This is a genomic window from Devosia sp. Root635 (genome assembly GCF_001427605.1).
Classification (GTDB): domain Bacteria; phylum Pseudomonadota; class Alphaproteobacteria; order Rhizobiales; family Devosiaceae; genus Devosia.
Genome location: NZ_LMGZ01000005.1, coordinates 1 through 23726, shown reverse-complemented (window position 1 = coordinate 23726; position 23726 = coordinate 1). Strand labels below are relative to the sequence as shown.

Sequence of the window (23726 nt, the reverse complement as noted above, 5' to 3'; positions counted from 1 at the left end):
TTCGAGGCTCGCTGCGCTCGCACCTCACCATGAGGTCTCACAAATTTCCGCAAGACAACCAGTAGCCCTCATGGTGAGGTGCGAGTTCTTGGCGAGCCTCGAACCACGAGGGCGTGGCACAGGGTTGATGCATGGAATGGACCGGTGAAGCCCTGCTGATCGGCGTGCGCCGCCATGGCGAGAGCAGCGTCATCGCCGAAGCCGTGGTGGCCGGTCGTGGCCGCCACCTCGGCCTTGTCAGGGGTGGCCGTTCGACCAAGCTGGCCGCGGCGCTGCAGCCCGGCAATACCGTCCAGCTCACCTGGCGGGCGCGGCTCGAAGATCATCTGGGCACATTCACGGTCGAATTGCTGCAGGCCCGCGCTGCCGAGCTGATTGCCGATCGCACCCGGCTCTATCTCAGCCAGCTTGTCTGCGAACACCTGCGCCTGCTGCCCGAGCGCGACCCGCATGATCGCCTGCTCGGCATGGCCCTGCGGCTGATCGAGAGTCCGCCCGATGGCGCCGCCCTGGCCCGGTTCGAGCTGGCTTTGCTCGACGATCTCGGTTTTGGGCTGGACCTCACCTCCTGCGCCGTGTCTGGCACGACTGATGATCTCACCCATGTCTCGCCCAAATCGGGCAGGGCGGTATCCCGCGCGGCCGCGGCGCCCTATCTCGACCGCCTGCTGCCGCTCCCGAGCTTCCTGACCACGCGCGGCAATGCCAGTCCGCACGACATCGCGGACGCCTTGCGGCTGACGGGGCATTTCATCGAAGCGCAGGTGTGGGGGGCGCGACAACTGGAACCGTCGCCGACGCGGGAGATGCTGGCTACCCTGTTAAGCCAGGAACGCTAAATCCGCATAAATCGTGTTGATACCCTGGCCAGACGCCCATAAAGCCTGAGCTTTCGGCCCTCGCCCACTATACTGCTTTCCTGATTCGTTCCCCCGGAATGCCTGCCGATGTCTGATAGCGATACCCTCCCGCCTGCCGACGACCAGCGCGTCGTCGATCTCAAGCAGGCGCTTGAGGAGCGGTACCTCTCCTATGCCCTCTCCACCATCACCCAGCGGGCCCTGCCCGATGCGCGCGACGGGCTCAAGCCCGTGCATCGCCGCATCATCCACGCCATGCGCCTGCTCAAGCTGGCGCCGAACGAGGGCTACAAGAAATCGGCCCGTATCGTCGGTGACGTGATCGGTAAGTTCCACCCCCATGGCGATCAGTCGATCTATGACGCCTTGGTCCGCCTGGCGCAGGATTTTGCCCAGCGCTATCCGCTGGTCGATGGGCAGGGCAATTTCGGCAATATCGACGGCGATAGCGCCGCCGCCATGCGCTACACCGAATCCCGCATGACCGACATCGCCATGCGCCTGCTCGAGGGCATCGGCGAAAACGCCATCGACTTCAAGCCGACCTATGACGGCGAAGACGAAGAGCCGGTGGTCCTGCCGTCCAATTTCCCGAACCTGCTGGCGAACGGTTCCACCGGCATCGCCGTGGGCATGGCGACCTCGATCCCGCCGCACAATGTGGCCGAGCTCTGTGACGCCGCGCTCCATCTTATCAATGTCAATCCAGAGGCTTCCGCCCACGACCTGACTCAGTTCGTCAAGGGCCCCGATTTCCCCACCGGCGGCATCCTGGTCGAATCGCCATCCTCCATCGCCCACTCCTACCAGACCGGCCGCGGCTCCTTCCGCCTGCGCGCCAAATGGGAGGTGGAAGAGACTGGCCGCGGCGTCTATCTCATCGTCGTCACCGAAATTCCCTATGGCATCCAGAAGTCGCGGCTGGTCGAAAAGATCGCCGAACTGCTGCTCGCCAAGAAGCTGCCTTTGCTCAAGGACGTGCGCGATGAGTCTTCGGACGATATCCGCCTCGTGCTCGAACCGCGCGCCCGCACCGTCGATGCGGTCATCCTGATGGAGCAATTGTTCAAGACCACCGATCTTGAAACCCGCTTCCCGCTCAATCTCAACGTGCTCGATCGCGGCACCGCGCCCAAGGTGATGAGCCTGGCCCAGGCCCTCAAGGCCTGGCTTGAGCATCGCAAGGAGGTGCTGGTTCGCCGCACCACCCACCGGCTGGAGCAGATCGCCCACCGGCTCGAAGTGCTGGCCGGCTATATCATCGCCTATCTCAACCTCGACGAAGTGATCCGCATCATCCGCGAGGAAGACGACGCCAAGGCTTCGCTGATGGCGACGTTCGAACTGACCGATGTGCAGGCCGAAGCCATTCTCAACATGCGCCTGCGCTCCCTGCGCAAGCTCGAGGAAATCGAGCTGCGCAAGGAGCATGCCGACCTGACCGAGGAGAAAGGGCACCTTGAGGCGTTGCTGGCTTCCGACAAGCGCCAGTGGGGCAGCATCAGCAAAGAAATCGAAGCGCTCAAGAAGGCCTATCCGCTCACTAATGCCGATGGCACGCCGCATGCACTGGGCGCTCGCCGCACCGTGCTGGGCGATACACCGACCGCTGATGCCGCCGAAGTCACCGAAGCCTTCATCGAGCGTGAGCCGATCACCGTCATCCTCTCCGAAAAGGGCTGGATTCGCGCACCGCGCGGCCACGCCACCGACGTCAACGACGAGCGCGGCTTCAAGGCTGGCGACCGGCTCAAGCTCGCCATAAAATGCGAGACTACCGACAAGCTGCTGATGCTCACCACCGGCGGCAAGGTCTATACGCTGGCCGGCGACAAGCTGCCCGGCGGGCGCGGGCAGGGCGAGCCGGTGCGCATCATGGTCGATATCGAGGAGGGGCAGGACATCGTCGACCTCTTCGTCTATCGGCCGGGCCAGAAGCGGATCGTCGCCTCGGCCGCCGGCTATGGCTTCATCGTCGGCGAGGACGAGATGATCGCCAATACCCGCAAGGGCAAGCAAATCCTCAATGTCGGCGCCCCCGACGAGGCCGCCCTGCTGGTCCCCGTGGCCGGCGATCGGGTCGCGGTCATCGGACAGAACCGCAAACTCCTGGTCTTCCCGCTGAGCCAGCTCGCCGAGATGAGCCGCGGCAAGGGCGTGCGCCTGCAGCGCTACAAGGATGGCGGCATTTCCGACCTCAAGACCTTCTGGGCCGCCGATGGCCTCACCTGGATGGATTCGTCCGGCCGCACCTATACCAAGCCCACAGAGGAACTGACCGACTGGCTCGGTGATCGTGCCGCCGCCGGCCGTCAGCCGCCCAACGGTTTCCCGCGCAACAACAAGTTCGTCGGATGATCCGGCACTGCGTCTTCGTCAGGTTCCGCAGTGAGGTCGGCGCCGGCGAGCGCGCCGCAATCTATGCCGGGCTGGGCGCATTGGTAGGGCAGATCGAGGGCCTGCTCACTTTCGACTCCGGCCCCAATATTTCGCCCGAGGGGCGCAGCCAGGGCTTCAATGACGGCTTCATCATGGATTTCGCCGATGCAGCCGCGCGCGACCGCTACCTGCCACATCCGGCCCACAAGGAAGCCGGCAGCCGGTTGGTGGCGGCGCTGGAAGGCGGCCGCGACGGGCTGATCGTGTTCGATCTCGAATTGTAGTGCCACGCCCTCGTGGTTCGAGGGTCGCTACGCTCCCGCCTCACCATGAGGGCTACTGATACACCAAGCCAGAAGTAGCCCTCATGGTGAGGTGCGCTTCTTCAGCGCCTCGAACCACGAGGGCGTGCCCCGATCACTCCACCGAGAAGGTGAACACCACCGGCAGGTGGTCGCTCGCCGTTTTCTGTCCGGCATGCAGGTCATGCACTACGACGCCACCGCGTGTCATCACATGGTCCAGCGGCAGGAACGGGATCGTGTCGCGCCAGGCGCCGAAATAGAACCAGCTCAGTGGATAGGTCACGAGGTTCATGGTCTCCCGCGTAAACCCGTTGCGCGCCACGAAGTCGCGCAGCGAATAGGACCATGGGGTGGAATTGAAGTCCCCTGCCAGGATCATCGGCCCCTCGATCTTGTCCACCACCGCTGAAAGCGCGTTAAGCTGCTCATGCTGGCGCGCTATCGGGATCGGCCAGTCCATATGCGTGGTGATGACGGAAAAGGGCTTGCCATCCGTGGTCTGGAAATTGGCGAGGATATGCGCGGTGCGGGTCGTACCATAGGCATTGTTGGGGCAGGCGTTGTCATCGACCTGCGCGAAGGGGATACGCGAATAAAGCCCCAGATTGGCCCGCTTGCCGCCCCGGCAGCGCACGAAGAAGGGATAGTCGGCCAGCAGCAGGGGATGCAGGTCCGTTGCCTGCTCGCCGAAATACTCCTGCAGCACGATGATATCGGGGTGCTCCGCCCTGATGGCGGCGATGACCTTGTCCATCTCGTAGTTCATGCCGAAGAGATTATGCGTCATCATGGTGATGCTGCCATCGGCCGGCGCCAGCGGTCGTGCCCGCAGCGATCCGACGATTTCGGGCAGCATCACATTGGCCGAAGCGGCCACGCCCACCACCACCACGATCGCGGCCACGCTGCGCAGCATGCCGCCCAGCAGCACTGTGACGATCACCAGCCCGACCACCGTCCCCGGCAGCAGGAAGATTTGCGCGTGGTTCAGCAGGTCGAGTTCGGGCACGGCAAAGCCGAACAGCGCCAGAATGGCAAGGACGGCCACGCCCAATGCGGCCAGTACCAGGCCAAGCCGGATCAGCTTCACGAACAGAGACATGGCGGGTCCGGCAAGGTGGATCGTAGCGACGATGTCGCCGCAGACATATGGCGCAAGCAAGACCGCCGCAATGGAAAAGGGCGGCCGGATGGCCGCCCTTTTCGGAACGCTGTTGGCGAATTAGGCGCCGAACAGGTTCGACGACAACAGGCCGAACAGCGTCGCCAGCGAGCGCACCACTTCCACCGGAACATTGGTGCCGACGAACTGGCCCGAGGCATCGACCTGCGACGGCGTTTCGGTGAGCACGCCGTCGATATCGACGTTAACGTGCTTGGATTCCTTCATGATGATCTGCGCGGTGATGCCGTCGGCGGCCGCGAACAGGTCGCTATTGGCGTCGCCGGTGGCGAACAGAGCATCGTCGCTCGCCGCGCCGGCAGAGGGCAGCGTCAGCGTCAGGTCATACTGGGTCTGCGCTTCGACGCCGGGCGAGTCGGTCCAGGGCATATTGCCCTTGAGCACATATTCCTTGTCGGCGCAGGTCGCCGTGAGGTCGAGGAACCAGCTTTCGGTCTGGTAGGCGAACACCATATTGCCCGACCAGGTGCAGCCCACGTCGGAAGGCAGGCCGGCCGAAGGGATAAAAAGACGTGTCAGGTCGACCGTATCGACACGGTCATCGATCACCGACCCGCCGGAATTCTGGCCGAGATTGGCCATGATCGAATCCTTGAGCGCCGAGGCACCGCTGGATGTGACTTCCGGCTTGAGATTCATCGAGCCGGCAAAAGCGCCGGCGGAAGGGGCGACCTTGCCGAGCGCCAGGTAGTTGACGGCCATGCCCGAGCCATCCGTATAGCCATCGGCATTGACCGTATAACCGCCAGAATACTGGGTGCGCGGCAGCAGGGCCTGGTTGGCCGGATTGACGATCGAGCCACTGCCGGCCACGGCACAGGCCTTGTCCGAACGCACGACGAGGAACTGGGTATAGCCGGCCGAGCAGGTCAACTCGAGTTGGGTCTTGACCTGCGCATCGCCGATGGTGACGGCGAAGACGTCCTTGCGGGACGGATCCTTGAGCGACGGCATGGTGGCCGAGGCGGTAAAGTCGACATTGGGCGGCACGGTGGCCTGTGCGAAGGCCGTCGCCGGCAGGGCTGCCAGCAGGAGGGACGCGAGATAGATGCTTCTGATCTTCAACGAAGTTCTCCATGGACAAAAGATGGAAATAAGGGCGCCCCGGTTCCCATCGGTCCACAGCCGCCCACGCTGATCATTGCCAGTAAACACCTGAACAATAACTGACAGCATGCGTCAGAAACAATTCAGTTTTCGAAGTAACGCGCCGAATTTAGTCGAGCGAACACCAGCCCAGCGTGCCCTTCTGGACTTCCAGAGGCTTGTAAAGGGCCTTGTAGGCCATCTTAGGGGAATCCTTGACCCAGTAGCCGAGATAGACGTAGCGCAAGCCTGCCGAGCATACCTGGGCGATGTGATCGAGGATAAGGTAGGTTCCCAGGCTCCGCGAGGCCAGGTCGGGGTCGTAGAAGGAATAGACCATCGAAAGCCCGTCGGGCATCACGTCGGTCAGCGCCACTGCCACCAGGGTCTGGTCGGGGTGGTCGCGCAGGCGGTATTCGACCAGCACGGACTGCACCGGGGTATCCTCGACCATGTATTCATAGTCGACAAAACTCATCTGGTTCATGCCGCCACCGGCATGGCGCGATTCCAGATAGCGCTTGAACAGGTCGTATTGCTCGCTGGTCGCCGTTGTCGGACGCACTTCCACGGACAGGTCGGCATTGTGTTTCAGAACCCGGCGGAAACGGCCCGAAGCGACGAAGTCGTTAGCCACGATCCGCACTGACTGGCAGGCATTGCAGCCTTCGCAGGCCGGGCGATAGATCAGGTTTTGGCTGCGCCGGAAACCGTTCTCGCTCAACAGGTGGTGCAGGTTGGCCGCGCGCCGCCCGGTCAGGTGCGTAAACAGCTTTCGCTCCTGCTTGCCCGGCAGGTAGGGACACGGCATCGCCGCGGTCAGGAAGAGCTGGGTGGTTTCCGGCGTCTGGTCGGTCATCAAAGACCCTTGAGTGCATTCAGGAGAATGTACTCCCGCGCCTCAAACCCGGCAATGATTCAATATGCGCCGCTGGCCTGCGCTGTCTGGGCGCGCCAATGCCGCACCATGGGCGACCGGCGCACCATCAGCGTGCCGGTGATCAGGTCGTGGATCATCTGCCGGCGCGGCGTGAACAGCGCGAACAGCAGCGACAGGGGCCAGGAAATCCACGTGGTCAGCCAGAACACCGCCGCATGGATGATCGCCATCCAGCCATCGAGCGGCTGATTGCGCGTCGGCGTCAGCACGATATCCATCATCTGCATGCCCAGGGTCGCACGCCGCGGCGAGCCGAGCGTCGCGCCGTAATAGAGCACGATGGTAGCCGGAACCACGACGACCAGCGCCAGCCACGCCAGCCCAAAGGTCAGGAAGCCGGCAATCAGGCCGACAAAGGCGAAGGCCAGGATCATCAAGCCCATGACGAAGAGGTCGACGAAGAAGGCGATGACGCGTCGCGTCAGCACCCCCTCGAACAATTCGGGTGCAGTGGCGGGATCGGGCAGGGTAGGCTGGCTCTGGTTCATGACCAGAAAGATTGTCATGGCCGGGGCGGGGTGCAAGAGGTACGGCACAAAAATGTGCCTGCGCCGGCTGGGGGAACAGGCAATGTCGAACATCACCTCGGGCATGGGCACGCAATATTCGGACAGCAGCAAGCTCGCCGCGCGGGCAAGGCTGCACCGCGAATTCAGCACAGCCGAAGTTGGCTGGTTTACCTGGACTGCCCGCCACTTGCCGGCTCGTCCCGGCGCCAAAATCCTCGATGTCGGCTGCGGTCCCGGCTGGTTCTGGCCCGAAGCCGTTGCCGCCTTGGCGCCGCAGGTTGTGCTCACACTGCTCGACCAGTCGCAGGGCATGCTGGATGAGGCGCTCGAGCGCTGCCGCCCCTTGCCGCTGGCCTCGGTGACGGGCGTAGCGGCGGATGCCACCCGGCTCCCGTTTCCGGATGGCACCTTCGACGCCGTGATCGCCATGCACATGCTTTATCATGTGAGCGATCAGGAACAGGCGATGCGGGAATTCCATCGCGTGCTTCGTCCCGGCGGCACCCTGCTGGTAACGACCAATGGCATCGACAACATGCGCGAGCTTTACCGGCTCACCACAGTCTTCGGCAGCTCACCGACGGATCCGGCCGCCCTCGCTTTTGACTTTGACCGCGCAGAACGACTCATGCGCGACCGCTTCGGCAATGCCACGCTATCGGTACATCCGCAGACCATGCGCGTCACCGATCCCGAAGTCGTCTATCTGGCACTGACCTCCTACCCGCCGGGCGACACCGCTCCGGCCGAGCAGCAGGTTGCCTTTCGCACCGCGATCGATGAAGCCTTCGCCACTAGCGGCGGTGCGCTGGATGTCACCAAGCAGGTTGGCGTCATAGCTGCGCGCAAATCGGCCTGACGCTACCCGCCCCACCTCTCCTATTGGATTGGTGCTGGCCACGCATGCGCAGGCAGGAGTTCCGCTAGCGAAACGCTCCTGTCTGGTCCGAGGATGACGGCGGTAGCCAGATTGCCATCATCGACCTGCCGCATGAATTCGCGGCAATGGCCACAGGGTGGAAGGTGGAGTGCCCCTGTTCCGGCGTCGCGCCACACGGCAACGATCTGCTCGATGCGGTATTCTCCCGCAGTAATCATGGCAGCGATGGCGCTTCGCTCGGCGCAAAGCCCCCAGGTAGGGGTGTCGACGCATACGCCTTCAAACACCGTGCCCGAGCCCGAAACCAGCGCCGCTCCCACATCACCGAAGAGCCGCCCGGCTGATGTCGTATACGGCTTGAGGAGCGCCGCTGCGCGTTCGATCAGCATCTGGCTAGTATGGGGCATGCTACCGCCCCAGTTCCCGCGCCACTTCCAGCGCGAAATAGGTGAGCACGCCATTGGCGCCGGCCCGCTTGAAGGCGGCTAGGCTTTCCAGGATCGCGCCCTTGCGGTCGATGGCGCCGGCGGCCGCCGCCATCTCGATCATCGCGTATTCCCCGCTCACCTGGTAGGCGTAGATCGGGATGTTGAAGCTATCCCGCGCCCGCCGCACGATATCGAGATAGGGCAGGCCGGGCTTGACCATGACGCTGTCGGCGCCTTCGGCAATGTCCTGCTCGATCTCGCGCATTGCCTCGTCGGAGTTGGCGTAGTCCATCTGATAGGTGCGCTTGTCGCCCCTGAGCCGGCCGCCCGAGCCCACCGCCTCGCGGAAGGGGCCGTAAAAGCAGGAGGCATATTTGGCGGCATAAGCCATGATCTGGACCTGCTCATGCCCCTCGTCGTCCAGTGCGGCCCGGATGGCGCCGACCCGGCCATCCATCATGTCAGAGGGGGCAATGATGTCCGCACCGGCCCGGCTCTGCACCAAAGCCGAGCGGATCATCACCTCGACGGTTTCGTCATTGAGGATTTCCCCGTCGCGCACCAGCCCGTCCTGGCCGTCGCTGGAATATTCGTCCAGCGCCACGTCGGCGATCAGCCCCACTTCGGGCACGGCGCTCTTGATGGCCGACAGGGCCCGGCACATCAGGTTGTCGGGGTTGTAAGCCTCGGCGCCCGTCTCGCTGCGCAGGTGGTCCGGCGTATTGGGAAACAGCGCCAGTGCCGGAATGCCGGCATCACGTGCGGCCCTGGCAGCCTCGACGCAGAGATCGACGCTCAGCCGCTCCACCCCCGGCATGGTGCGAATCTGCGTCTTCTCGTTGTGCCCCTCGATGACGAAAAGCGGCCAGATCAGGTCACCCGGCGTCAGCACGGTTTCGCGCACCATGGCGCGGCTCCAGGTGGTGCGCCGCGTGCGGCGCAGCCGGCGGCCGCCGAGAAACGCCATGTCGTGCTTCTGCCAGTCATCGGCCATGGGATTTTCCTTGTCGTTGCGGCTCTCGTTTATCAGCGCTGCCGGCGCCCTCCAAGCTCCGGCTTGTCGCATCCGCCCGCGCCGGATAGAAAACCGCATGGACTTCAGCGCGCAACCCATCGCCATCTACATCCGCATCGTCGCCATCATCAGCCTGCTGCTGGGCCTCAACGATGCGGCGCGCCTGCTTGGGGTCAATCTGGGTGATGTAAGCCCCATCGCGACAATGGGCATGACCGGTTTCGTCTATCTCGCCATTTTCGCGCTGGCCCGGCTCTTCGCCGCCGTTGGGTTGTGGATCAAGGCAAGTTGGGGAGCGGTGCTGCTGGTTGGTGCGACAGTGCTCGAACTGGCGCTCTACCTGCTCGGAAATCCCGACGTCCGCATGACCGCTTTCGGCTTCGCGGTGCGGCTTGTATTGCTGGTTTCGATCATCATCATCTTCGTGCTGTCGGTCCGGCTCAGTCGCGCCCGCGCAGCCGACTAGCCGGGCGTTCACACCCGCGTAAGGTTACAAATTTATGCACTGGTGTAACGAAGAATAAAGCCAAATTCTCATTGTTTTCCAGTAAGATGTGCTTAATCACGTCGCTTAGGGCGATCTTAGTCCGCACGCCGTAGTTTGGCCTCATGAGATGCGAAAAATCGCACAGACTGCAAAACAGTGAGGCACAAATGGCAATCAAATCCAACGCAGCCGAGGCCATGGTCCCGGAACGTCCGCAGAGCCTGAAGCCGCTCTATCTGGAAGCGGTTTCCCGGGTAGAGCGTCTTCATCGCCGCCTGCTCGATCTCATCAAGGATGAGTTCGACCGCATGGGGTGGGACGATATCAATCCGGTCCAGGCCCTGCTGATGTTCAACATCGGCGATGCCGAGCTCACCGCTGGCGAGCTGCGCTCCCGCGGTTACTACCTGGGCAGCAACGTCTCCTACAATCTGAAGAAGCTGGTCGAAACCGGCTACATCTTCCAGGAACGCTCCCGTTCCGACCGCCGCTCGGTCCGCATCAAGCTCACCCCGAAGGGCGAGGAAGTGGCCGAAGTGATCGACGAGCTCTATGACCGTCACCTCAAATCCATCGACAAGGTCGGCGGCCTGGGCGACGACGAATTCGACGGCCTCAACAAGGCCCTGGCCCGCCTCGAGCGCTTCTGGGTCGACCAGATCCTCTACAAGCTCTGACGGCCTCTGTTGCAGTCGTGCCACATCGCTATGCAAACGCCGGTCCCTCTGGGCCGGCGTTCTCATTTCTGCCGCAAACGCGCGTGAACAGCGTCGTTAGTGGTTTGCAACCATTTCCCACGTATTGATGGTTCACGAAGTCTGAACAGGTTCACATGCCGTTGAGCGCGTTGTGACCCGCGGGACGGGATGGTAGAAATTGGCCTGCTTTGGGGGCTGAAAATTTCAGGTGACTTGATGCGGTTGAATCGACGTTCTTTGCTCCGGTACACGGCCATGGCCGGGGCATCCTTGGCCTTGCCGGCGGTGGTTCGCGGGCAGGAATCGGTGTTCGACATGATGAATCGCGGCAATGTGCTGCGCAATGTCGACAAGGACGGCAATACGGCGGCCGCCGAAGCGCTGATCGCCACCAACGAGCCGATCCTGTCGTTCGACACGGTCCACAACCTGCAGCTCGCTATCTCGCAATACGAGCCTTTCGTTGCCGCCGGCGGCTGGGAGGAAATTCCCCAGGAAGCCTTCCGGCTGATGATCGGCAAGTCCAGCCCTGCCGTGATCGCGCTCAAGCGCCGCCTGATCTCGTCCGGCGATATGCCGCTGGTGCCCAATGTCAACGACCTGTTCGACGAAGAAACCGATCGCGGCGTTCGCACCTTCCAGGCGCGCCACGGCCTGATTCTCAACGGCCAGGTGGACGAAGCGACCTGGTATGCGATGAATGTGCCGGCCGCCACGCGCCTGCAGCAGCTCTATTTGAATTTCACCCGCGTCCAGAGCATGGCCGCCAACCTCAATCCGCGCTACGTCGTGGTCAATATTCCCGCTGCCACTATCGAAGCAGTCAACGATGGCATGGTTGAGCAGCGTCACACCGCGGTCGTCGGCCGTGTCGACCGTGCCACCCCAATCATGGCCAGCAAGATCAGCCAGATCAACTTCAATCCCTATTGGCATGTGCCAAAGTCGCTCGTCGAGCGCGACCTGACCAAGTACATGCTAGAAGATCCCGAATACCTGGCCAAGCAGAATATCCATATCTACGATGGGAGTGGCAACGAGATTTCGCCAGCCAGCATCGATTGGAACAATCTGGGCAATGCGGTCAACTACATGTACCGCCAGGAGCCAGGTGCCGAAAATTCGATGGGCCATTGCAAGATCAACTTCTACAATCCCTACGATTGCTACCTGCACGACACGCCGACCAAGGCCTTGTTCGGCGAGAATGCGCGCTTCCACTCCTCGGGCTGCGTGCGCGTGGAGGGCGTCAACCAGTTGGTCAACTGGCTGCTGCGCGACAACGGCGACTGGGACCAGGCCAAGGTCGACATGACCTTCGAATCCAACCAGCGACTCGATGTCGAGTGCGAGGCTCGCGTGCCGATCCACACCACTTACATCACCGCCTGGGCCAATCGCCAGGGCACGGTCAGCTTCCGCGACGACGTCTACAAGTTCGACGAGCAGGGCAAGGTCTCCTTCGAACAGGCTTAGCCGCTCTGCCACCAGGCCCTTCCACCGTCATTTCCGGCTTGTCCGGGCAATCCATGGCTCAATACACACTGAGATATGGACCACCCGGATAAGCCGGGTGGTGACGAAGACTGCAACTTCCCAATGCATGCTCTCCGACCGGGGAGGGCGTTTGCTTTTGGCGCCCATGGAATCCTGCTAATATCGTGGCGGGGGATGCGCCATGGCCGACGGTGAGGTCTATTTCGAGTTTGTGCAGGTCGGCCAGCAGATGCGGGTCGCCGCCATCGACGCTGCGACGGGCACCGAAGTCATCGTCATCACGCCCGTATCGGCCAACAAGTATCAGATGCAGCAGATTGCCATGGCCAAGCTGCGCAAGAAGCTGGGGGAGGCCGCGCCGCCACCGCCGGTCAGTTCCGGCAAATTTGCCTGAAATGGCGGGTTGCTCTCTTCCCCTGCGGCGCGTTCTGCGCCATAACTCTCTCGTTCGCGCGACTGGCGAGAAAAGATGGGGAACCATCGGGAAACGCGAACCTTAGAGAGCCGCTCGCCTGGGCACCCATCCGCAACCAGGGAGCCCTCATGTATCTATCCCTTCCTTCCCGGCCTTGGAATCGCAGTTCGCGACATGATAAGGCCATGGCCATGCCGACCCATTTCGTCTCTCGCGAGGTCATTGTCCCATGAGCGCCGCCACGTCTTCCTCGCTCTTTCCCAATTTCTTCTCCAACACGCTGGCCGAGACCGATCCGGAGATCGCTGAAGCCATCCAGAACGAGCTGGGCCGCCAGCAGCACGAGATCGAGCTGATCGCCTCGGAAAACATAGTCTCCCGCGCCGTGCTTGAAGCGCAGGGCTCGATCATGACCAACAAGTATGCCGAGGGTTACCCCGGCAAGCGCTATTATGGCGGCTGCCAGTTCGTCGATGTGGCCGAAACCCTGGCCATCGAGCGCGCCAAGCAGCTGTTCGGCGCCAAATTCGCCAATGTGCAGCCCAATTCCGGCAGCCAGATGAACCAGGCCGTGTTCCTGGCGCTGCTGCAGCCGGGCGATACTTTCATGGGCCTCGACCTCAATTCGGGCGGCCACCTGACGCATGGCTCGCCGGTCAACATGAGCGGCAAGTGGTTCAATGTCGTCTCCTATGGCGTGCGCCGCGACGATCACCTGCTTGACATGGACGAGGTCGAGCGCCTGGCCCATGAGCACAAGCCCAAGCTGATCCTGGCCGGCGGCACGGCCTATTCCCGCGTCTGGGACTGGGAGCGCTTCCGCCAGATCGCCGACTCCATTGGCGCCTATCTCATGGTCGACATGGCCCATATTGCAGGGCTCGTGGCCGGCGGCGTGCATCCCTCGCCGGTGCCGCATGCTCATGTCACCACCACCACCACGCACAAAAGCCTGCGCGGTCCGCGTGGCGGCATGATCCTTTCCAATGACGAGGATATCGCCAAGAAGATCAATTCGGCCGTGTTCCCGGGCCTGCAGGGTGGGCCGCTGATGCATGTCATCGCCGCCAAGGCCGTGGCCTTCAAGGAAGCCTTGCAGCCCGAATTCAAGGCCTATGCCCGCCAGGTGGTGGACAATGCCCGCGCATTGGCCGAAGCCCTCAAGAGCCATGGTCTCGATGTGGTTTCCGGTGGCACCGACAACCACCTGATGCTGGTGGACCTGCGTCCCAAGAATGCCACCGGCAAGCGCGCCGAGCAGGGGCTGGGTCGCGCCTTCATTACCTGCAACAAGAACGGCATTCCCTTCGATCCGGAAAAGCCCTTCGTGACCTCGGGCATTCGCCTCGGCACGCCCGCCGGCACCACGCGCGGCTTCGGCATTGCCGAATTCCAGGAAATCGGCAGCCTGATCGTGGAAGTGCTCGACGGCTTGCGCGAAGCCAATTCCGATGAGGGCAATGCTGCCGTGGAAGCGGCTGTCGGCGCCAAGGTGAAGGCGCTCACCGCGCGCTTCCCGATCTACGCCAGCTAGGATTTTTCGATGCGCTGTCCCTATTGCGGCAACGACGATACGCAGGTCAAGGACAGCCGCCCGACCGAAGATTCCGGCGCTATCCGCCGCCGCCGCGTCTGTAATGGATGCGGCGGCCGCTTCACCACCTTCGAGCGCGTCCAGCTCCGCGACCTGACGGTGGTGAAGAAGAGTGGCCGAAAGGTGCCCTTCGACCGCGAAAAACTGGCCAAGTCGGTCTACACCGCGCTGCGCAAGCGGGCGGTGGAGTCCGAGCGCACCGAGCGCATGATTTCAGGCATTGTCCGCCAACTCGAAAGCCTCGGCGACGTGGAAGTCACCTCCGATCAAATCGGCGAATATGTCATGGACGGCCTCAAGGGTCTCGATGATGTCGCCTTCGTCCGCTTTGCCTCGGTCTACAAGAATTTCTCCGCCGCAGACGACTTCCGCAACTTCCTCGCCGAACTTGCCGAAGGGCAGGGCATCCTGCGGGACGACGAGTGAGCGACCTTTCGCCCGAGGATAGACGCTGGCTCGATGCCGCCGTCCGCTATGCCGCGCCGTTCGTCGGCACCACTGCTGATAATCCGGCAGTTTGCGCCCTGGTGGTTGATCCACGGACGCAGACGGTGATTGCGCGGGCGGTGACGGCCAAAGGCGGACGTCCGCATGCCGAAGCTGAGGCGGTTGCACAAGCCGGTTTCGAAGCTGCCGGCTGCACGCTCTATGTGACGCTCGAACCCTGCCATCACTGGGGCCGCACGCCGCCCTGCATCGATGCCATCGTTCGCGCCGGCATCATGCGGGTCGTCATCGGCGCGATCGACCCCAAATCGGCTGGGGGCAGCGTGGCCCAGCTCGAATCCGCCGGCATCGAGACCGTCCTCGCCCGCCACGCGCCATCGCAGGCGCTGCATGCCGGTCATATTTTGCGCCACACCGCCAATCGGCCCTTCGTCACTGCGATGCTGGCTGTCTCGGCCGATGGCATGATCGGCCGAAAAGACGAGGGCAGGGCGCCTGTCGAAGGCCCAGCCCGGACCTGGATCGAAATCCTGCGCTCCCGCGCCGACGCAGTGCTGGTCGGTGCAGCCACGGCACGCGCCGACAATCCCGCGCTCACGGTGACGCTGCCCGGCCTGCCCGGACGGACGCCGCTTCGGATCGTGCTGGCGGGCGCGTCCGGCGTCGATCGCACGGTGAATCTGATTGGTGGTTTTTCCGGCTATCGTACTGTGATCATTGCTGAAACATCAACGTCGACCGACGCGCCGGCCTCGGTCGAAACCGTGCGTGTCGCGGGCAAGGCAGGCCGTTCCGATCTGGCCGCGGCGCTGGCGACCCTGGCGGAGCGGCATATCCAGAACCTGCTGGTCGAGCCCGGCCAGCGCCTCGCCGCTTCCCTGCTCGAAGCCGATCTGGTGGATCGTTTTGCCCTCATCACGCGCGCCGAAACCATCGGCGCCGACGGCGTTCCGGCCAGCCTGGACGGGCCGATCGTCGACGTCCTGGGCGCCGCCGGCCTGGTCGAGACCGGCAGGCAGGCGCTGGGCGATGATCATTTGACGCTCTACGAGCGGCCTGCGCGGACAGATTGACCCGCCACCCCTGTTGAAGTTCCTCCCGTGGAAGATTATGGGGTTGCGACGCCCGTCCGGGCAGCGCGGCCCAGCGGCCACACAGCAAAGTTGAAAGTTCGAATGGCCGACGCCCCCAAACGCGACCCGCAGACCGACCGTCCCGCCAATCAGCGCGGAGCCGCGCGTCTGGCCGCCGTGCAGGCGCTCTACCAGATGGATGTCGGCCGGGCGACGCTCGAGGATACGCTGGCCCAGTTCGGCGCCTTCCATCTCGGCCGCGAAATCGAGGGCGAGCAGTATCTGCCGGCCGATGCCGATTTCTTCCGCCAGATCGTCACGGGTGTCGCCAAACACCAGCTGGCCATCGATCCGGCCGTCGATCGGGCGCTGGCCGAAGGCTGGCCGGTCGAGCGGGTCGATGCCACTTTGCGCGCCATCCTGCGCGCCGCGGCCTTCGAGCTGCTGCGCCGCAAGGATATCCCGCCCCGCGTCGTCATCACTGAATATGTCGACGTGGCCAAGGCCTTCTACGAAGACGACGCCACCGGCCTCGTCAATGCCGCGCTCGACGCCATTGCCCGCGAGGCGGGCGTGGAGCTGAACGAGGGCGGCAAGCCCAGTTGACCAAACTGGACTGCTCAGCCTAGCGTGCGCCCCCGTCGCCGGAGTCGATCCGTGGTCACCGAGCCGTCTCGCAGCCAGTCTTTCCGCAATATTGGCCTGCTCGCTGCCGTACAGGCATTCGGCGGGTCCAATTCGTCCATCGTCATGTCGGTCGCTGCGCTGGCCACAGTCAACTTCGCACCCGACCCGGCAATGGTGACGCTGCCGGTAACGGCGATGATTGTCGGGCTGGCGCTGTCGACCTCTATCGCCACGATGATTATTTACCGGCTTGGGCGGACGCGCGGGCTGATGCTGGGTGCGGCCGTCGCGATCCCGGCATCGCTCATGGCGGCGCTGGCGGTCATGCTGGGCAGTTTCTATCTGTTTGCAGCGGCCTTATTTCTGGTTGGCGTGTCGGGTGCGTTCATCCAGCAAGTCCGCTTCGCCGCCGCCGATAGCGTAGCGCCCAATCTCAAGAGCCGGGCGATCTCCTGGGTCCTGTTTGGTGGTGTCGCTGCCGGCTTTTTCGGCCCGCAACTGAGTTCGCTCACCCGCACCTGGATCGCGGGCTCCGAATATGCAGCCAGTTTCCTGGTGATCGCCGTGCTGTCGCTGGCGTCCATCCTCGTATTGATGCCGACCCGGCTGGCGCCAACCATAGCGCCAGGCAGTGGCGTCGGCACGGGGCGGCCAACGCGTGTGCTGTTGCGGCAGCCGGAGATTGTGCTGCCGATGGTAACAGCGGCGCTCACCTATGCGCTGATGACGCTGGTCATGGTCGCAGCCCCGCTGGCCATGGTTCACCTCTGCGGACATTCGCCCGGCGAAGCCAGCAGCGCTATCCAGTGGCATGTGGTGGCGATGTTCGCGCCCAGCTTCGTCACCGGGTCGATCATCCGTCGGGTCGGTGCGCCGCTGGTGACCGCCATCGGCTTGCTGACGATCATTGCCTGCGCCGTCGTCGCGCTCAACGGCATCACCGTCGGTCATTTCACGCTGACGCTGATCCTGCTCGGCCTGGGTTGGAACTTCGGCTTCATTGGCTCCACCACCATGCTCACCAGCGCCTACCGGCCGGAAGAAGCGGGCAGGGTGCAGGCCATCAACGAACAGGTGGTGTTCGGCGTCAGCGCACTGGCCTCGCTGGGGTCGGGCTTCCTGCTGCAGACCATCGGCTGGGAAGCCATCAATACGCTGGCGATTCCCCTGGCCGCGGTGGCAATCCTGCTGCTGGCCGGGTCGGCGATGCGACGCGCGGCAGCCTAGAACGACTGCAGGATCTGGTCGATGAAGGTGCGATCCTCGCCATAGGATGGCGTGCGGCGGGTCTCGATGGCGATGGTCTTGCCGTCTTCCAGGCCGTAGACGGCCTTGTCGATGACTTTCTTGTTCTTGTCGAAATACACCACCAATACGGTGCGCGAGTCGACCATCGTCATGCCGAAGGCGGTCTGGCGCACCTTGGTCTCGACATAATAAAATGCAGACTGGTCGCCGAACGTATTGGTCGATTGCGGCGAGCCGAGCACCAGCGTCACCAGTTGCTGGCTCTGGCCGGGCCGGATTTGCGCCAGGGCGCTTTCGGAGATTTCATATCCCTGGGTCCGCTTGGTGACCAGCGACGTGCTGCTGGTGCAGGCTGCCAGCGCCATGGCGAGCAGGGCTGCGGCGGCAAGCGGCGCGATGGAACCGGAGGCGGTACGCAAGGGCATGAATTTGACTTTCCCGATGGCTCTCGACTATAGGCACGGCAACAAGGCGACGACCCTCTGGCCGCCGAAATGTTTAGCTGCCAACCTGTCCGTATGGCAAGCGAGATGCTGAGCGCAATCCCATGATCCTGTCCCTGTTTCGCAAGAATACTGCCACCGAACCGGTTTACGCCGTCTATAGCGCCATTGTGGCGCAATCCCGGCAACCCCGGTTCTACGCCGATTGGCAGGTGCCTGATACGGTCACCGGGCGGTTCGACATGATCAGCCTGCATATGGCCCTGCTGTTCCGCCGCCTGCGTGCCGAAACCGGCGAGCAGAAGGCATTCAGCCAAGCAGTGTTCGACCTGTTCTTCAAGGATATGGACCGTTCCCTGCGCGAAATGGGCGTCGGCGATCTGGGTGTTCCCAAACGCATCCAGAAGATGGGCAACATCTTCTTCGGCCTGCTGGCGGCCATGAACGAAGCCATGGACCGCGCCGATGCCGAGGCATTGCAGGCCGTGCTGTCCCGCAACATCTTCGACGGTGCGTCCGGCCCCCATGTCGCAGCCTTGGCCGATTACCTGCTGGCCGAGGACCGGGCGCTGGTCGGCCAAGCCACCGAAACTATCACGCAGGGCTCGCTCAGCTTCGAGGCGGCAGCGTGAGCGATACCGGTACGCCATTGTTCGACGCCGTGGTCCGCATCGACCGCCTGCCGGCGACAGGGCGCGACCTCAAGGTCGCCCTGGACGAGCCGACCCGCGCCGCCCTGGCCGAAATGCTCAAGCTGAGCGCCATCGATTCCTTCGCTGCCACGCTGGCCGTGACGCCCCTTCGCGGCGGCATCCGCGCCCTGGGACAACTCACCGCCGACATCGTCCAGCCCTCGGTGGTGACATTCGAGCCGGTGGGCCAGCATGTCGATGAAACCATTGATCGGGTTTTCCTGCCCGAAGCGCATGCCCACAAGCCGACGCCCGGCTCAGAAGTCTTCATCGATCTCGAGGACGAGGACTTTCCCGACCACATTGATGGCCCCGAAGTCGATCTCAGCGCCTTGCTGATCGAGACGCTGGCGCTGGCCATCGATCCATACCCGCGCCGGCCGGGCGAAAGCCTCGACTCGCTGGGCATCGACGTCGCCGGCGCCCCTGCCGGGCCCTTCGCCGCCCTCGAAAAGCTCAAGAAGTCCACCGATATTGACCGCTAGCACCACGGGGCAGGGCTTGCACCGACTCTCCGATGGGGTATGTTTGGCTGCCTCCTCGTGAGGCGCAGAACGGGCTGAAATGACCGATACAATAACAATATCAGTGGATGCCATGGGAGGCGACAATGCTCCCCGCGCCGTCATCCACGGAGCCTATCTGGCCCTTCGCGAGCGCAGGAATACCCGTTTCATCTTCCATGGACGGCAGGAGCAGATCGCTCCGCTACTCGATGAATTCCCCGACCTGAAGCCGGCATCCACCGTTCGCCACGCTGAAGCGGTCATTGCCATGGACGAAAAGCCCAGCCAGGCCCTGCGCAAGGGCAAGGGCACCTCGTCCATGTGGTTGGCCATCCAGGCGGTCAAGGACGGCGAGGCCGATGTCGCCATTTCCGGCGGCAATACCGGCGCGCTGATGGCCATGGCCACCTTCTGCCTCAGGCCGATGAAGGGCATTGCCCGTCCGGGCATCGCCGCCATCTGGCCCACCCTGCGCAGCGACATCATCGTGCTCGACATGGGCGCCACTATCGGCGCCGACGCCAAGCAACTGGTCGATTACGCCATTCTCGGCTCCGCCCTGGCGCGGTGCCTGTTCGACGACGATGCGCCCACCGTGGGCCTGCTCAATGTCGGGACCGAGGAGGTCAAGGGCCTCGACTATATCAAGGAAGCCGGCCGTATTCTCACCGAGGCCAGTGGCTCGGGCTTTACCTATCACGGCTTCGTCGAAGGTGACGATATCGGCAAGGGCACGGTGGACGTCGTGGTCACCGAGGGCTTTGTCGGCAACATCGCGCTCAAGACCGCCGAGGGCACTGCCCGCCAGGTCGGCTCCTACCTGCGCAGCGCCCTCAAATCCAATCTGATGAGCCGTATCGGCGCGCTCTTCGCCACCTCGGCGCTCAATGCCCTGCGCCGCAAGATGGACCCGCGCACCGTCAATGGCGGCGTGTTCATGGGTCTCAACGGCATCGTCATCAAATCCCACGGCGGCACCGACGAAATCGGCTACAAGAGTGCGCTGAGCCTGTCCTACGAAATGGCCCGCAGCCGCCTGATCGACAAGATCGGCGATACCATGCACCGCTTCCCGATCAAGGTGGCCGACGCTGCCCCTGAAGCAGAACACGAGGCGTAACTGGCGTGACCAAGACGCGTACCATCATCCGCGGTGTCGGCGGCTATCTTCCCGAGAAGGTGCTGACCAACGCCGAACTGGCCACCATGGTCGAGACATCCGACGAGTGGATCCAGCAGCGAGTCGGCATCAAGGAGCGGCACATCGCCGCCGAAGGTCAGTTCACCTCCGATCTTGCGGTCGAGGCGGCCAGGAAGGCCATGGCTGCCGCAGGCGTCACCCCTGACGACATCGATCTCATCGTGGTGGCCACGACCACGCCCGACTACACCTTCCCTGCCGCGGCCACGCTGGTCCAGATGAAACTGGGCATGCACCACGGCATGGCCTTCGATATCCAGGCGGTCTGCTCGGGCTTCGTCTACGCGATCGCCACCGCCGACAGCTATATCAAGAATGGCCTGGCGACCCGTGCGCTGGTCATCGGCGCGGAAACCTTCTCGCGCCTGCTTGACTGGACGGACCGCACCACCTGCGTCCTGTTCGGCGACGGCGCCGGCGCCGTCGTGCTGGAAAAGCTCGAACTTGAGGACGACGCCCCCGAACGCGGCATACTGGCCTCGGCGCTCCGTTCCGATGGTCATCACTGGGATAAACTCTATGTCGATGGCGGCCCGTCCACCACCGGTACCACCGGCCATGTCCATATGCAGGGCCCGGAAGTGTTCCGCCATGCCGTGGGCAAGATCACCGATGTCGTCTACGCCACGTTGGAAAAGACCGGCTACACCGTGGCCGATCTCGACTGGTTCGTGCCGCACCAGGCCAACCGGCGCATCATCGAAGGTGCCGGCAACAAACTTGGCCTGCCCGCTGAAAAAGTCATCATCACCGTCGATCGTCATGCCAACACTTCGGCGGCGTCCGTGCCCCTGGCGCTGAGTGCCGCCGTGGCCGATGGCCGCATCAAGCGGGGTGATCTGGTGATGCTCGAGGCCATGGGCGGCGGCTTTACCTGGGGTGCGTCCCTCATTCGCTGGTAGGGACGTCGCGAGCCGATTGACCTTAGGTGTTTCAAGGCGTTAGTGTCTTTTCGGGTGGAGGAACCCAGCGTAGAAACCGGTCGCATGAGGGGTTTGTGACGGTCCGGTATCGCTGAGCGAAGGGAAGGATTCCCGCGGTTATGGCTCGACCCCATGCGGGGTTGTGCCGGCAGCAACTTTGATCAGGGACGCGAGCCAACTCGTCCCGGCGTGGGGATTTTGCACCTTTCGACAACACGGGGGTACGAATGACGCAGAAGACGATAACGCGGGCCGATCTGGCCGAAGCAGTCTATGGAACGGTTGGACTGTCGAGGACCGAGTCGGCGGAGCTGGTGGAAAGGGTGCTCGAGCTTATCGGGGACGCCTTGATCACCGGCGCGAACGTCAAGCTGTCATCCTTCGGCTCCTTCCAGGTCCGCTCGAAGAATGAGCGCATCGGCCGCAATCCCAAGACTGGCGAGGAGGTTCCGATCCTCCCTCGGCAGGTTCTTGTGTTCAAGCCATCCAACGTGTTGAAGTCCAAGATCAACAAATCTATGGTTCGTGCTGGAAAATAAGCCACTCAGCGAGTCTCAGCCTCCGTGGATAAGTCGCCAGACGCCTTCCGGACGATATCCGAAGCAGCCGATGAGTTGGATCTGCCCCAGCATGTCCTCCGCTTCTGGGAGACCCGTTTTTCCACTATCAAGCCGCTGAAGCGCGGGGGTGGGCGGCGCTACTACCGCCCCGAGGACGTGCTGCTGCTGCGCGGTATCCGCCATCTGCTCTACGATCAGGGCTTCACCATCAAGGGCGTGCAGCGCATCCTCAAGGATCAGGGCAGCCGCTATGTCATCGCAGTGGGCGAGGGCCGCCCGCTCGAAGACATCCTTCCCATGATCGAGCAGGCGGAAGCCGCCGGCGACGAGGCTGAGATCGAAGAGGCCGTGATGCTGGCCAGCGCCGGCCTCGACCGCGAGTCGCGCGACAAGCTCTCCGACGTGTTGCGCGAACTGCTGGAATGCAAGCGCATCCTGGAACGCGCCAGGGAAGCCTAGTGTTTCTGGAATGAACGTTCTAGATTGACACCATGACGGTGCATATGGTGCATCGGCACACCATTCCCGGAGACTCCAAAATGACCGTTCGTTTCGGCCTGCTCGGCGCTGGCCGCATCGGCAAGGTGCATGCCAAGGCCATCTCGTCCAATCCCACGGCCCAGCTTGTGGCGGTAGCCGACGCCATGGCCAAGGCGGCCGACGATATTGCCGCCCAGTATGGCTGCGCGGTGCGCAGCGTGGACGGCATTCTCGCCGCTGGCGATATCGACGCGGTGGTCATCTGCACCCCGACCGATACCCATGCCGACCTGATCGAGCAGTTCGCCCGCGCCGGCAAGGCCATCTTCTGCGAAAAGCCGATCGATCTCGACGTCGAGCGGGTGAAGGCCTGCCTCAAGGTGGTCGACGCCGCTGGCGGCACGCTGATGGTCGGCTTCAACCGCCGCTTCGACCCGCATTTCCAGGCGGTCAAGGACGTGATCGACAAGGGCGAGATCGGTGCGGTGGAGATGGTCACTATCGTCTCGCGCGATCCCGGCGCGCCGCCGGTGGACTACATCAAGCGCTCCGGCGGCATCTTCCGCGATATGACCATCCACGATTTCGATATGGCCCGGTTCCTGCTGGGTGAGGCGATCGACACAGTCTCCGCCCAGGCCTCTGTGCTGGTCGACAAGGCCATCGGCACAGCCGACGATTATGACAGCGTCTCGGTCATGCTCTCCACCGCCTCGGGCAAGCACGCCACCATCTCCAATTCGCGCCGGGCCACCTATGGCTACGACCAGCGTATCGAGGTCCACGGCTCCAAAGGCGCCGTCTCGGCCGAGAACCAGCGCCCGGTGTCCATCGAGGTTGCCAACGCGTCCGGCTATACCCGGCCGCCGCTGCACGATTTCTTCATGACTCGCTACACCGAGGCCTATGCCCGCGAAATCAGTACCTTCATCGACGCCGTTGAATCGAAATCTCCGGCCTCGCCCAGCGGCATAGACGGCCTGATCGCCCTGGCGCTTGCCGAAGCGGCGCTGAAATCGGTCAAGGAGGGCAGGGCGGTCAAGGTGAGCGAAATCACCGGCCCGCTGGCCGACAGGAGCGTGTTCCAGGGGCGGTAATGCCAACGCCGTAGCGTCAAAGGCGTGGGGCGTTTCTTCACCCACCGCGCGTCACCGTCGGGCTTGTATCGACGAAATCTGATTAAGATGTCCCGGGAGGCGGTCGCATCCGCGCTCCCGGGCAGACATCGACCGTCCTCGGGCAGGCCTTAT

27 protein-coding genes and 1 riboswitch are annotated in these 23726 nt (G+C 63.2%); of the genes, 20 read left to right on the top strand and 7 right to left on the bottom strand.

Annotated elements, in window-relative coordinates:
- Window positions 1-131 precede the first annotated feature (131 nt).
- The 3 genes from recO to ASD80_RS03810 all read left to right on the top strand — a co-directional run bounded on the left by recO (window position 132) and on the right by ASD80_RS03810 (window position 3523).
- Entirely contained in the window at window positions 132-839 is a 708-nt protein-coding gene (recO, locus tag ASD80_RS03820; protein ID WP_056229231.1) for a DNA repair protein RecO, read from the top strand.
- A gap of 108 nt (window positions 840-947) precedes the next feature.
- Window positions 948-3218, top strand: coding sequence for a DNA topoisomerase IV subunit A (parC, locus tag ASD80_RS03815; RefSeq protein WP_056229228.1), 2271 nt, complete (start codon window positions 948-950; stop codon window positions 3216-3218).
- A complete protein-coding gene (locus ASD80_RS03810; protein ID WP_056229225.1) occupies window positions 3215-3523 on the top strand; it encodes a Dabb family protein in 309 nt (102 codons plus the stop codon). The genes parC and ASD80_RS03810 overlap by 4 nt, the downstream gene beginning before the upstream one ends.
- Window positions 3524-3656: 133 nt before the next feature.
- On the opposite strand, the gene ASD80_RS03805 is transcribed toward ASD80_RS03810, so the two are convergent.
- The 4 genes from ASD80_RS03805 to ASD80_RS03790 all read right to left on the bottom strand — a co-directional run bounded on the left by ASD80_RS03805 (window position 3657) and on the right by ASD80_RS03790 (window position 7259).
- Window positions 3657-4646, bottom strand: coding sequence for an endonuclease/exonuclease/phosphatase family protein (locus tag ASD80_RS03805; protein WP_056229221.1), 990 nt, complete (start codon window positions 4644-4646; stop codon window positions 3657-3659).
- A 120-nt stretch (window positions 4647-4766) separates the two neighbouring features.
- Entirely contained in the window at window positions 4767-5792 is a 1026-nt protein-coding gene (locus tag ASD80_RS03800; protein WP_056229219.1) for a hypothetical protein, read from the bottom strand.
- 151 nt (window positions 5793-5943) lie between these two features.
- Window positions 5944-6672: an arginyltransferase gene (locus ASD80_RS03795; protein WP_056229214.1), complete on the bottom strand. Its 729-nt coding sequence runs from the start codon at window positions 6670-6672 to the stop codon at window positions 5944-5946.
- 59 nt (window positions 6673-6731) lie between these two features.
- A complete protein-coding gene (locus tag ASD80_RS03790) occupies window positions 6732-7259 on the bottom strand; it encodes an RDD family protein (protein WP_056229213.1) in 528 nt (175 codons plus the stop codon).
- Window positions 7260-7323: 64 nt separating this feature from the next.
- Between ASD80_RS03790 and ASD80_RS03785 the strand changes: the two genes are divergently transcribed.
- Window positions 7324-8121 (top strand): class I SAM-dependent methyltransferase, encoded by a 798-nt coding sequence (locus ASD80_RS03785; protein WP_056229210.1) that lies wholly within the window; start codon window positions 7324-7326, stop codon window positions 8119-8121.
- 20 nt (window positions 8122-8141) lie between these two features.
- Here the strand turns inward: ASD80_RS03785 and ASD80_RS03780 are convergent, their stop codons facing one another.
- Both ASD80_RS03780 and hemB read right to left on the bottom strand, forming a co-directional pair.
- Window positions 8142-8549: a cytidine deaminase family protein gene (locus ASD80_RS03780; protein WP_056229207.1), complete on the bottom strand. Its 408-nt coding sequence runs from the start codon at window positions 8547-8549 to the stop codon at window positions 8142-8144.
- 1 nt (window position 8550) lies between these two features.
- Window positions 8551-9564: a porphobilinogen synthase gene (hemB, locus tag ASD80_RS03775; protein ID WP_200950221.1), complete on the bottom strand. Its 1014-nt coding sequence runs from the start codon at window positions 9562-9564 to the stop codon at window positions 8551-8553.
- Window positions 9565-9661: 97 nt separating this feature from the next.
- Here hemB and ASD80_RS03770 point away from each other — a divergent pair, with 97 nt between their 5' ends.
- The 9 genes from ASD80_RS03770 (at window position 9662) to ASD80_RS03730 (ending at window position 17650) form a co-directional block, all read left to right on the top strand.
- Window positions 9662-10051, top strand: a complete 390-nt coding sequence (locus tag ASD80_RS03770) for a hypothetical protein (RefSeq protein ID WP_056229205.1) — start codon at window positions 9662-9664, stop codon at window positions 10049-10051.
- Window positions 10052-10239: 188 nt separating this feature from the next.
- A complete protein-coding gene (gene ldtR, locus ASD80_RS03765) occupies window positions 10240-10749 on the top strand; it encodes a transcriptional regulator LdtR (RefSeq protein WP_056229202.1) in 510 nt (169 codons plus the stop codon).
- Window positions 10750-11025: 276 nt separating this feature from the next.
- Entirely contained in the window at window positions 11026-12246 is a 1221-nt protein-coding gene (locus tag ASD80_RS03760; protein ID WP_056229200.1) for a L,D-transpeptidase family protein, read from the top strand.
- Window positions 12247-12448: 202 nt separating this feature from the next.
- Window positions 12449-12661 (top strand): DUF6898 family protein, encoded by a 213-nt coding sequence (locus ASD80_RS03755; RefSeq protein WP_056229198.1) that lies wholly within the window; start codon window positions 12449-12451, stop codon window positions 12659-12661.
- Window positions 12662-12709: 48 nt separating this feature from the next.
- Window positions 12710-12792: riboswitch (ZMP/ZTP riboswitch) on the top strand.
- A 119-nt stretch (window positions 12793-12911) separates the two neighbouring features.
- Window positions 12912-14216, top strand: coding sequence for a serine hydroxymethyltransferase (glyA, locus tag ASD80_RS03750; protein ID WP_056229197.1), 1305 nt, complete (start codon window positions 12912-12914; stop codon window positions 14214-14216).
- A gap of 9 nt (window positions 14217-14225) precedes the next feature.
- Window positions 14226-14702 carry a transcriptional regulator NrdR gene (gene nrdR / locus ASD80_RS03745; RefSeq protein ID WP_056229193.1) on the top strand — a complete coding sequence of 159 codons (477 nt, stop codon included), beginning with the start codon at window positions 14226-14228 and terminating at the stop codon, window positions 14700-14702.
- A complete protein-coding gene (ribD, locus tag ASD80_RS03740) occupies window positions 14699-15796 on the top strand; it encodes a bifunctional diaminohydroxyphosphoribosylaminopyrimidine deaminase/5-amino-6-(5-phosphoribosylamino)uracil reductase RibD (RefSeq protein ID WP_056229190.1) in 1098 nt (365 codons plus the stop codon). Before nrdR ends, ribD begins: the two co-directional genes overlap by 4 nt.
- Window positions 15797-15898: 102 nt before the next feature.
- Window positions 15899-16402, top strand: coding sequence for a transcription antitermination factor NusB (nusB, locus tag ASD80_RS03735; protein ID WP_056229188.1), 504 nt, complete (start codon window positions 15899-15901; stop codon window positions 16400-16402).
- A 51-nt stretch (window positions 16403-16453) separates the two neighbouring features.
- Entirely contained in the window at window positions 16454-17650 is a 1197-nt protein-coding gene (locus tag ASD80_RS03730; RefSeq protein WP_056229186.1) for an MFS transporter, read from the top strand.
- On the opposite strand, the gene ASD80_RS03725 is transcribed toward ASD80_RS03730, so the two are convergent.
- Window positions 17647-18096, bottom strand: a complete 450-nt coding sequence (locus tag ASD80_RS03725; protein ID WP_056229183.1) for an outer membrane protein assembly factor BamE — start codon at window positions 18094-18096, stop codon at window positions 17647-17649. The two genes, ASD80_RS03730 and ASD80_RS03725, sit on opposite strands and share 4 nt — an antisense overlap.
- A 122-nt stretch (window positions 18097-18218) precedes the next feature.
- Between ASD80_RS03725 and ASD80_RS03720 the strand changes: the two genes are divergently transcribed.
- The 7 genes from ASD80_RS03720 (at window position 18219) to iolG (ending at window position 23573) form a co-directional block, all read left to right on the top strand.
- Window positions 18219-18746, top strand: coding sequence for a ubiquinol-cytochrome C chaperone family protein (locus ASD80_RS03720; RefSeq protein WP_056229180.1), 528 nt, complete (start codon window positions 18219-18221; stop codon window positions 18744-18746).
- Window positions 18743-19291: a YceD family protein gene (locus tag ASD80_RS03715; RefSeq protein ID WP_056229179.1), complete on the top strand. Its 549-nt coding sequence runs from the start codon at window positions 18743-18745 to the stop codon at window positions 19289-19291. Before ASD80_RS03720 ends, ASD80_RS03715 begins: the two co-directional genes overlap by 4 nt.
- Before the next feature lie 79 nt (window positions 19292-19370).
- The gene (plsX, locus tag ASD80_RS03710) at window positions 19371-20432 is read left to right on the top strand and encodes a phosphate acyltransferase PlsX (RefSeq protein WP_056229176.1); all 1062 of its coding nucleotides are present in this window, start codon (window positions 19371-19373) and stop codon (window positions 20430-20432) included.
- A 5-nt stretch (window positions 20433-20437) separates the two neighbouring features.
- The gene (locus tag ASD80_RS03705; RefSeq protein ID WP_056229173.1) at window positions 20438-21415 is read left to right on the top strand and encodes a beta-ketoacyl-ACP synthase III; all 978 of its coding nucleotides are present in this window, start codon (window positions 20438-20440) and stop codon (window positions 21413-21415) included.
- 248 nt (window positions 21416-21663) lie between these two features.
- Window positions 21664-21975 (top strand): integration host factor subunit alpha, encoded by a 312-nt coding sequence (locus ASD80_RS03700; protein ID WP_056229170.1) that lies wholly within the window; start codon window positions 21664-21666, stop codon window positions 21973-21975.
- A 24-nt stretch (window positions 21976-21999) separates the two neighbouring features.
- The gene (locus ASD80_RS03695) at window positions 22000-22455 is read left to right on the top strand and encodes a MerR family transcriptional regulator (RefSeq protein WP_056229168.1); all 456 of its coding nucleotides are present in this window, start codon (window positions 22000-22002) and stop codon (window positions 22453-22455) included.
- An 80-nt stretch (window positions 22456-22535) separates the two neighbouring features.
- Window positions 22536-23573, top strand: coding sequence for an inositol 2-dehydrogenase (gene iolG / locus ASD80_RS03690; protein WP_056229431.1), 1038 nt, complete (start codon window positions 22536-22538; stop codon window positions 23571-23573).
- Window positions 23574-23726: the final 153 nt, after the last annotated feature.

Bases quoted from the DNA above. Each gene is read 5' to 3' on its own strand.
- recO (WP_056229231.1), top strand. From the start codon at position 132: ATGGAATGGACCGGTGAAGCCCTGCTGATCGGCGTGCGCCGCCATGGC.
- parC (WP_056229228.1), top strand. From the start codon at position 948: ATGTCTGATAGCGATACCCTCCCGCCTGCCGACGACCAGCGCGTCGTC.
- ASD80_RS03810 (WP_056229225.1), top strand. From the start codon at position 3,215: ATGATCCGGCACTGCGTCTTCGTCAGGTTCCGCAGTGAGGTCGGCGCC.
- ASD80_RS03805 (WP_056229221.1), bottom strand. From the start codon at position 4,646: ATGTCTCTGTTCGTGAAGCTGATCCGGCTTGGCCTGGTACTGGCCGCA.
- ASD80_RS03795 (WP_056229214.1), bottom strand. From the start codon at position 6,672: ATGACCGACCAGACGCCGGAAACCACCCAGCTCTTCCTGACCGCGGCG.
- ASD80_RS03790 (WP_056229213.1), bottom strand. From the start codon at position 7,259: ATGACAATCTTTCTGGTCATGAACCAGAGCCAGCCTACCCTGCCCGAT.
- ASD80_RS03785 (WP_056229210.1), top strand. From the start codon at position 7,324: ATGTCGAACATCACCTCGGGCATGGGCACGCAATATTCGGACAGCAGC.
- ASD80_RS03780 (WP_056229207.1), bottom strand. From the start codon at position 8,549: ATGCCCCATACTAGCCAGATGCTGATCGAACGCGCAGCGGCGCTCCTC.
- hemB (WP_200950221.1), bottom strand. From the start codon at position 9,564: ATGGCCGATGACTGGCAGAAGCACGACATGGCGTTTCTCGGCGGCCGC.
- ASD80_RS03770 (WP_056229205.1), top strand. From the start codon at position 9,662: ATGGACTTCAGCGCGCAACCCATCGCCATCTACATCCGCATCGTCGCC.
- ldtR (WP_056229202.1), top strand. From the start codon at position 10,240: ATGGCAATCAAATCCAACGCAGCCGAGGCCATGGTCCCGGAACGTCCG.
- ASD80_RS03760 (WP_056229200.1), top strand. From the start codon at position 11,026: ATGGCCGGGGCATCCTTGGCCTTGCCGGCGGTGGTTCGCGGGCAGGAA.
- ASD80_RS03755 (WP_056229198.1), top strand. From the start codon at position 12,449: ATGGCCGACGGTGAGGTCTATTTCGAGTTTGTGCAGGTCGGCCAGCAG.
- glyA (WP_056229197.1), top strand. From the start codon at position 12,912: ATGAGCGCCGCCACGTCTTCCTCGCTCTTTCCCAATTTCTTCTCCAAC.
- nrdR (WP_056229193.1), top strand. From the start codon at position 14,226: ATGCGCTGTCCCTATTGCGGCAACGACGATACGCAGGTCAAGGACAGC.
- nusB (WP_056229188.1), top strand. From the start codon at position 15,899: ATGGCCGACGCCCCCAAACGCGACCCGCAGACCGACCGTCCCGCCAAT.
- ASD80_RS03725 (WP_056229183.1), bottom strand. From the start codon at position 18,096: ATGCCCTTGCGTACCGCCTCCGGTTCCATCGCGCCGCTTGCCGCCGCA.
- ASD80_RS03720 (WP_056229180.1), top strand. From the start codon at position 18,219: ATGATCCTGTCCCTGTTTCGCAAGAATACTGCCACCGAACCGGTTTAC.
- plsX (WP_056229176.1), top strand. From the start codon at position 19,371: ATGACCGATACAATAACAATATCAGTGGATGCCATGGGAGGCGACAAT.
- ASD80_RS03700 (WP_056229170.1), top strand. From the start codon at position 21,664: ATGACGCAGAAGACGATAACGCGGGCCGATCTGGCCGAAGCAGTCTAT.
- iolG (WP_056229431.1), top strand. From the start codon at position 22,536: ATGACCGTTCGTTTCGGCCTGCTCGGCGCTGGCCGCATCGGCAAGGTG.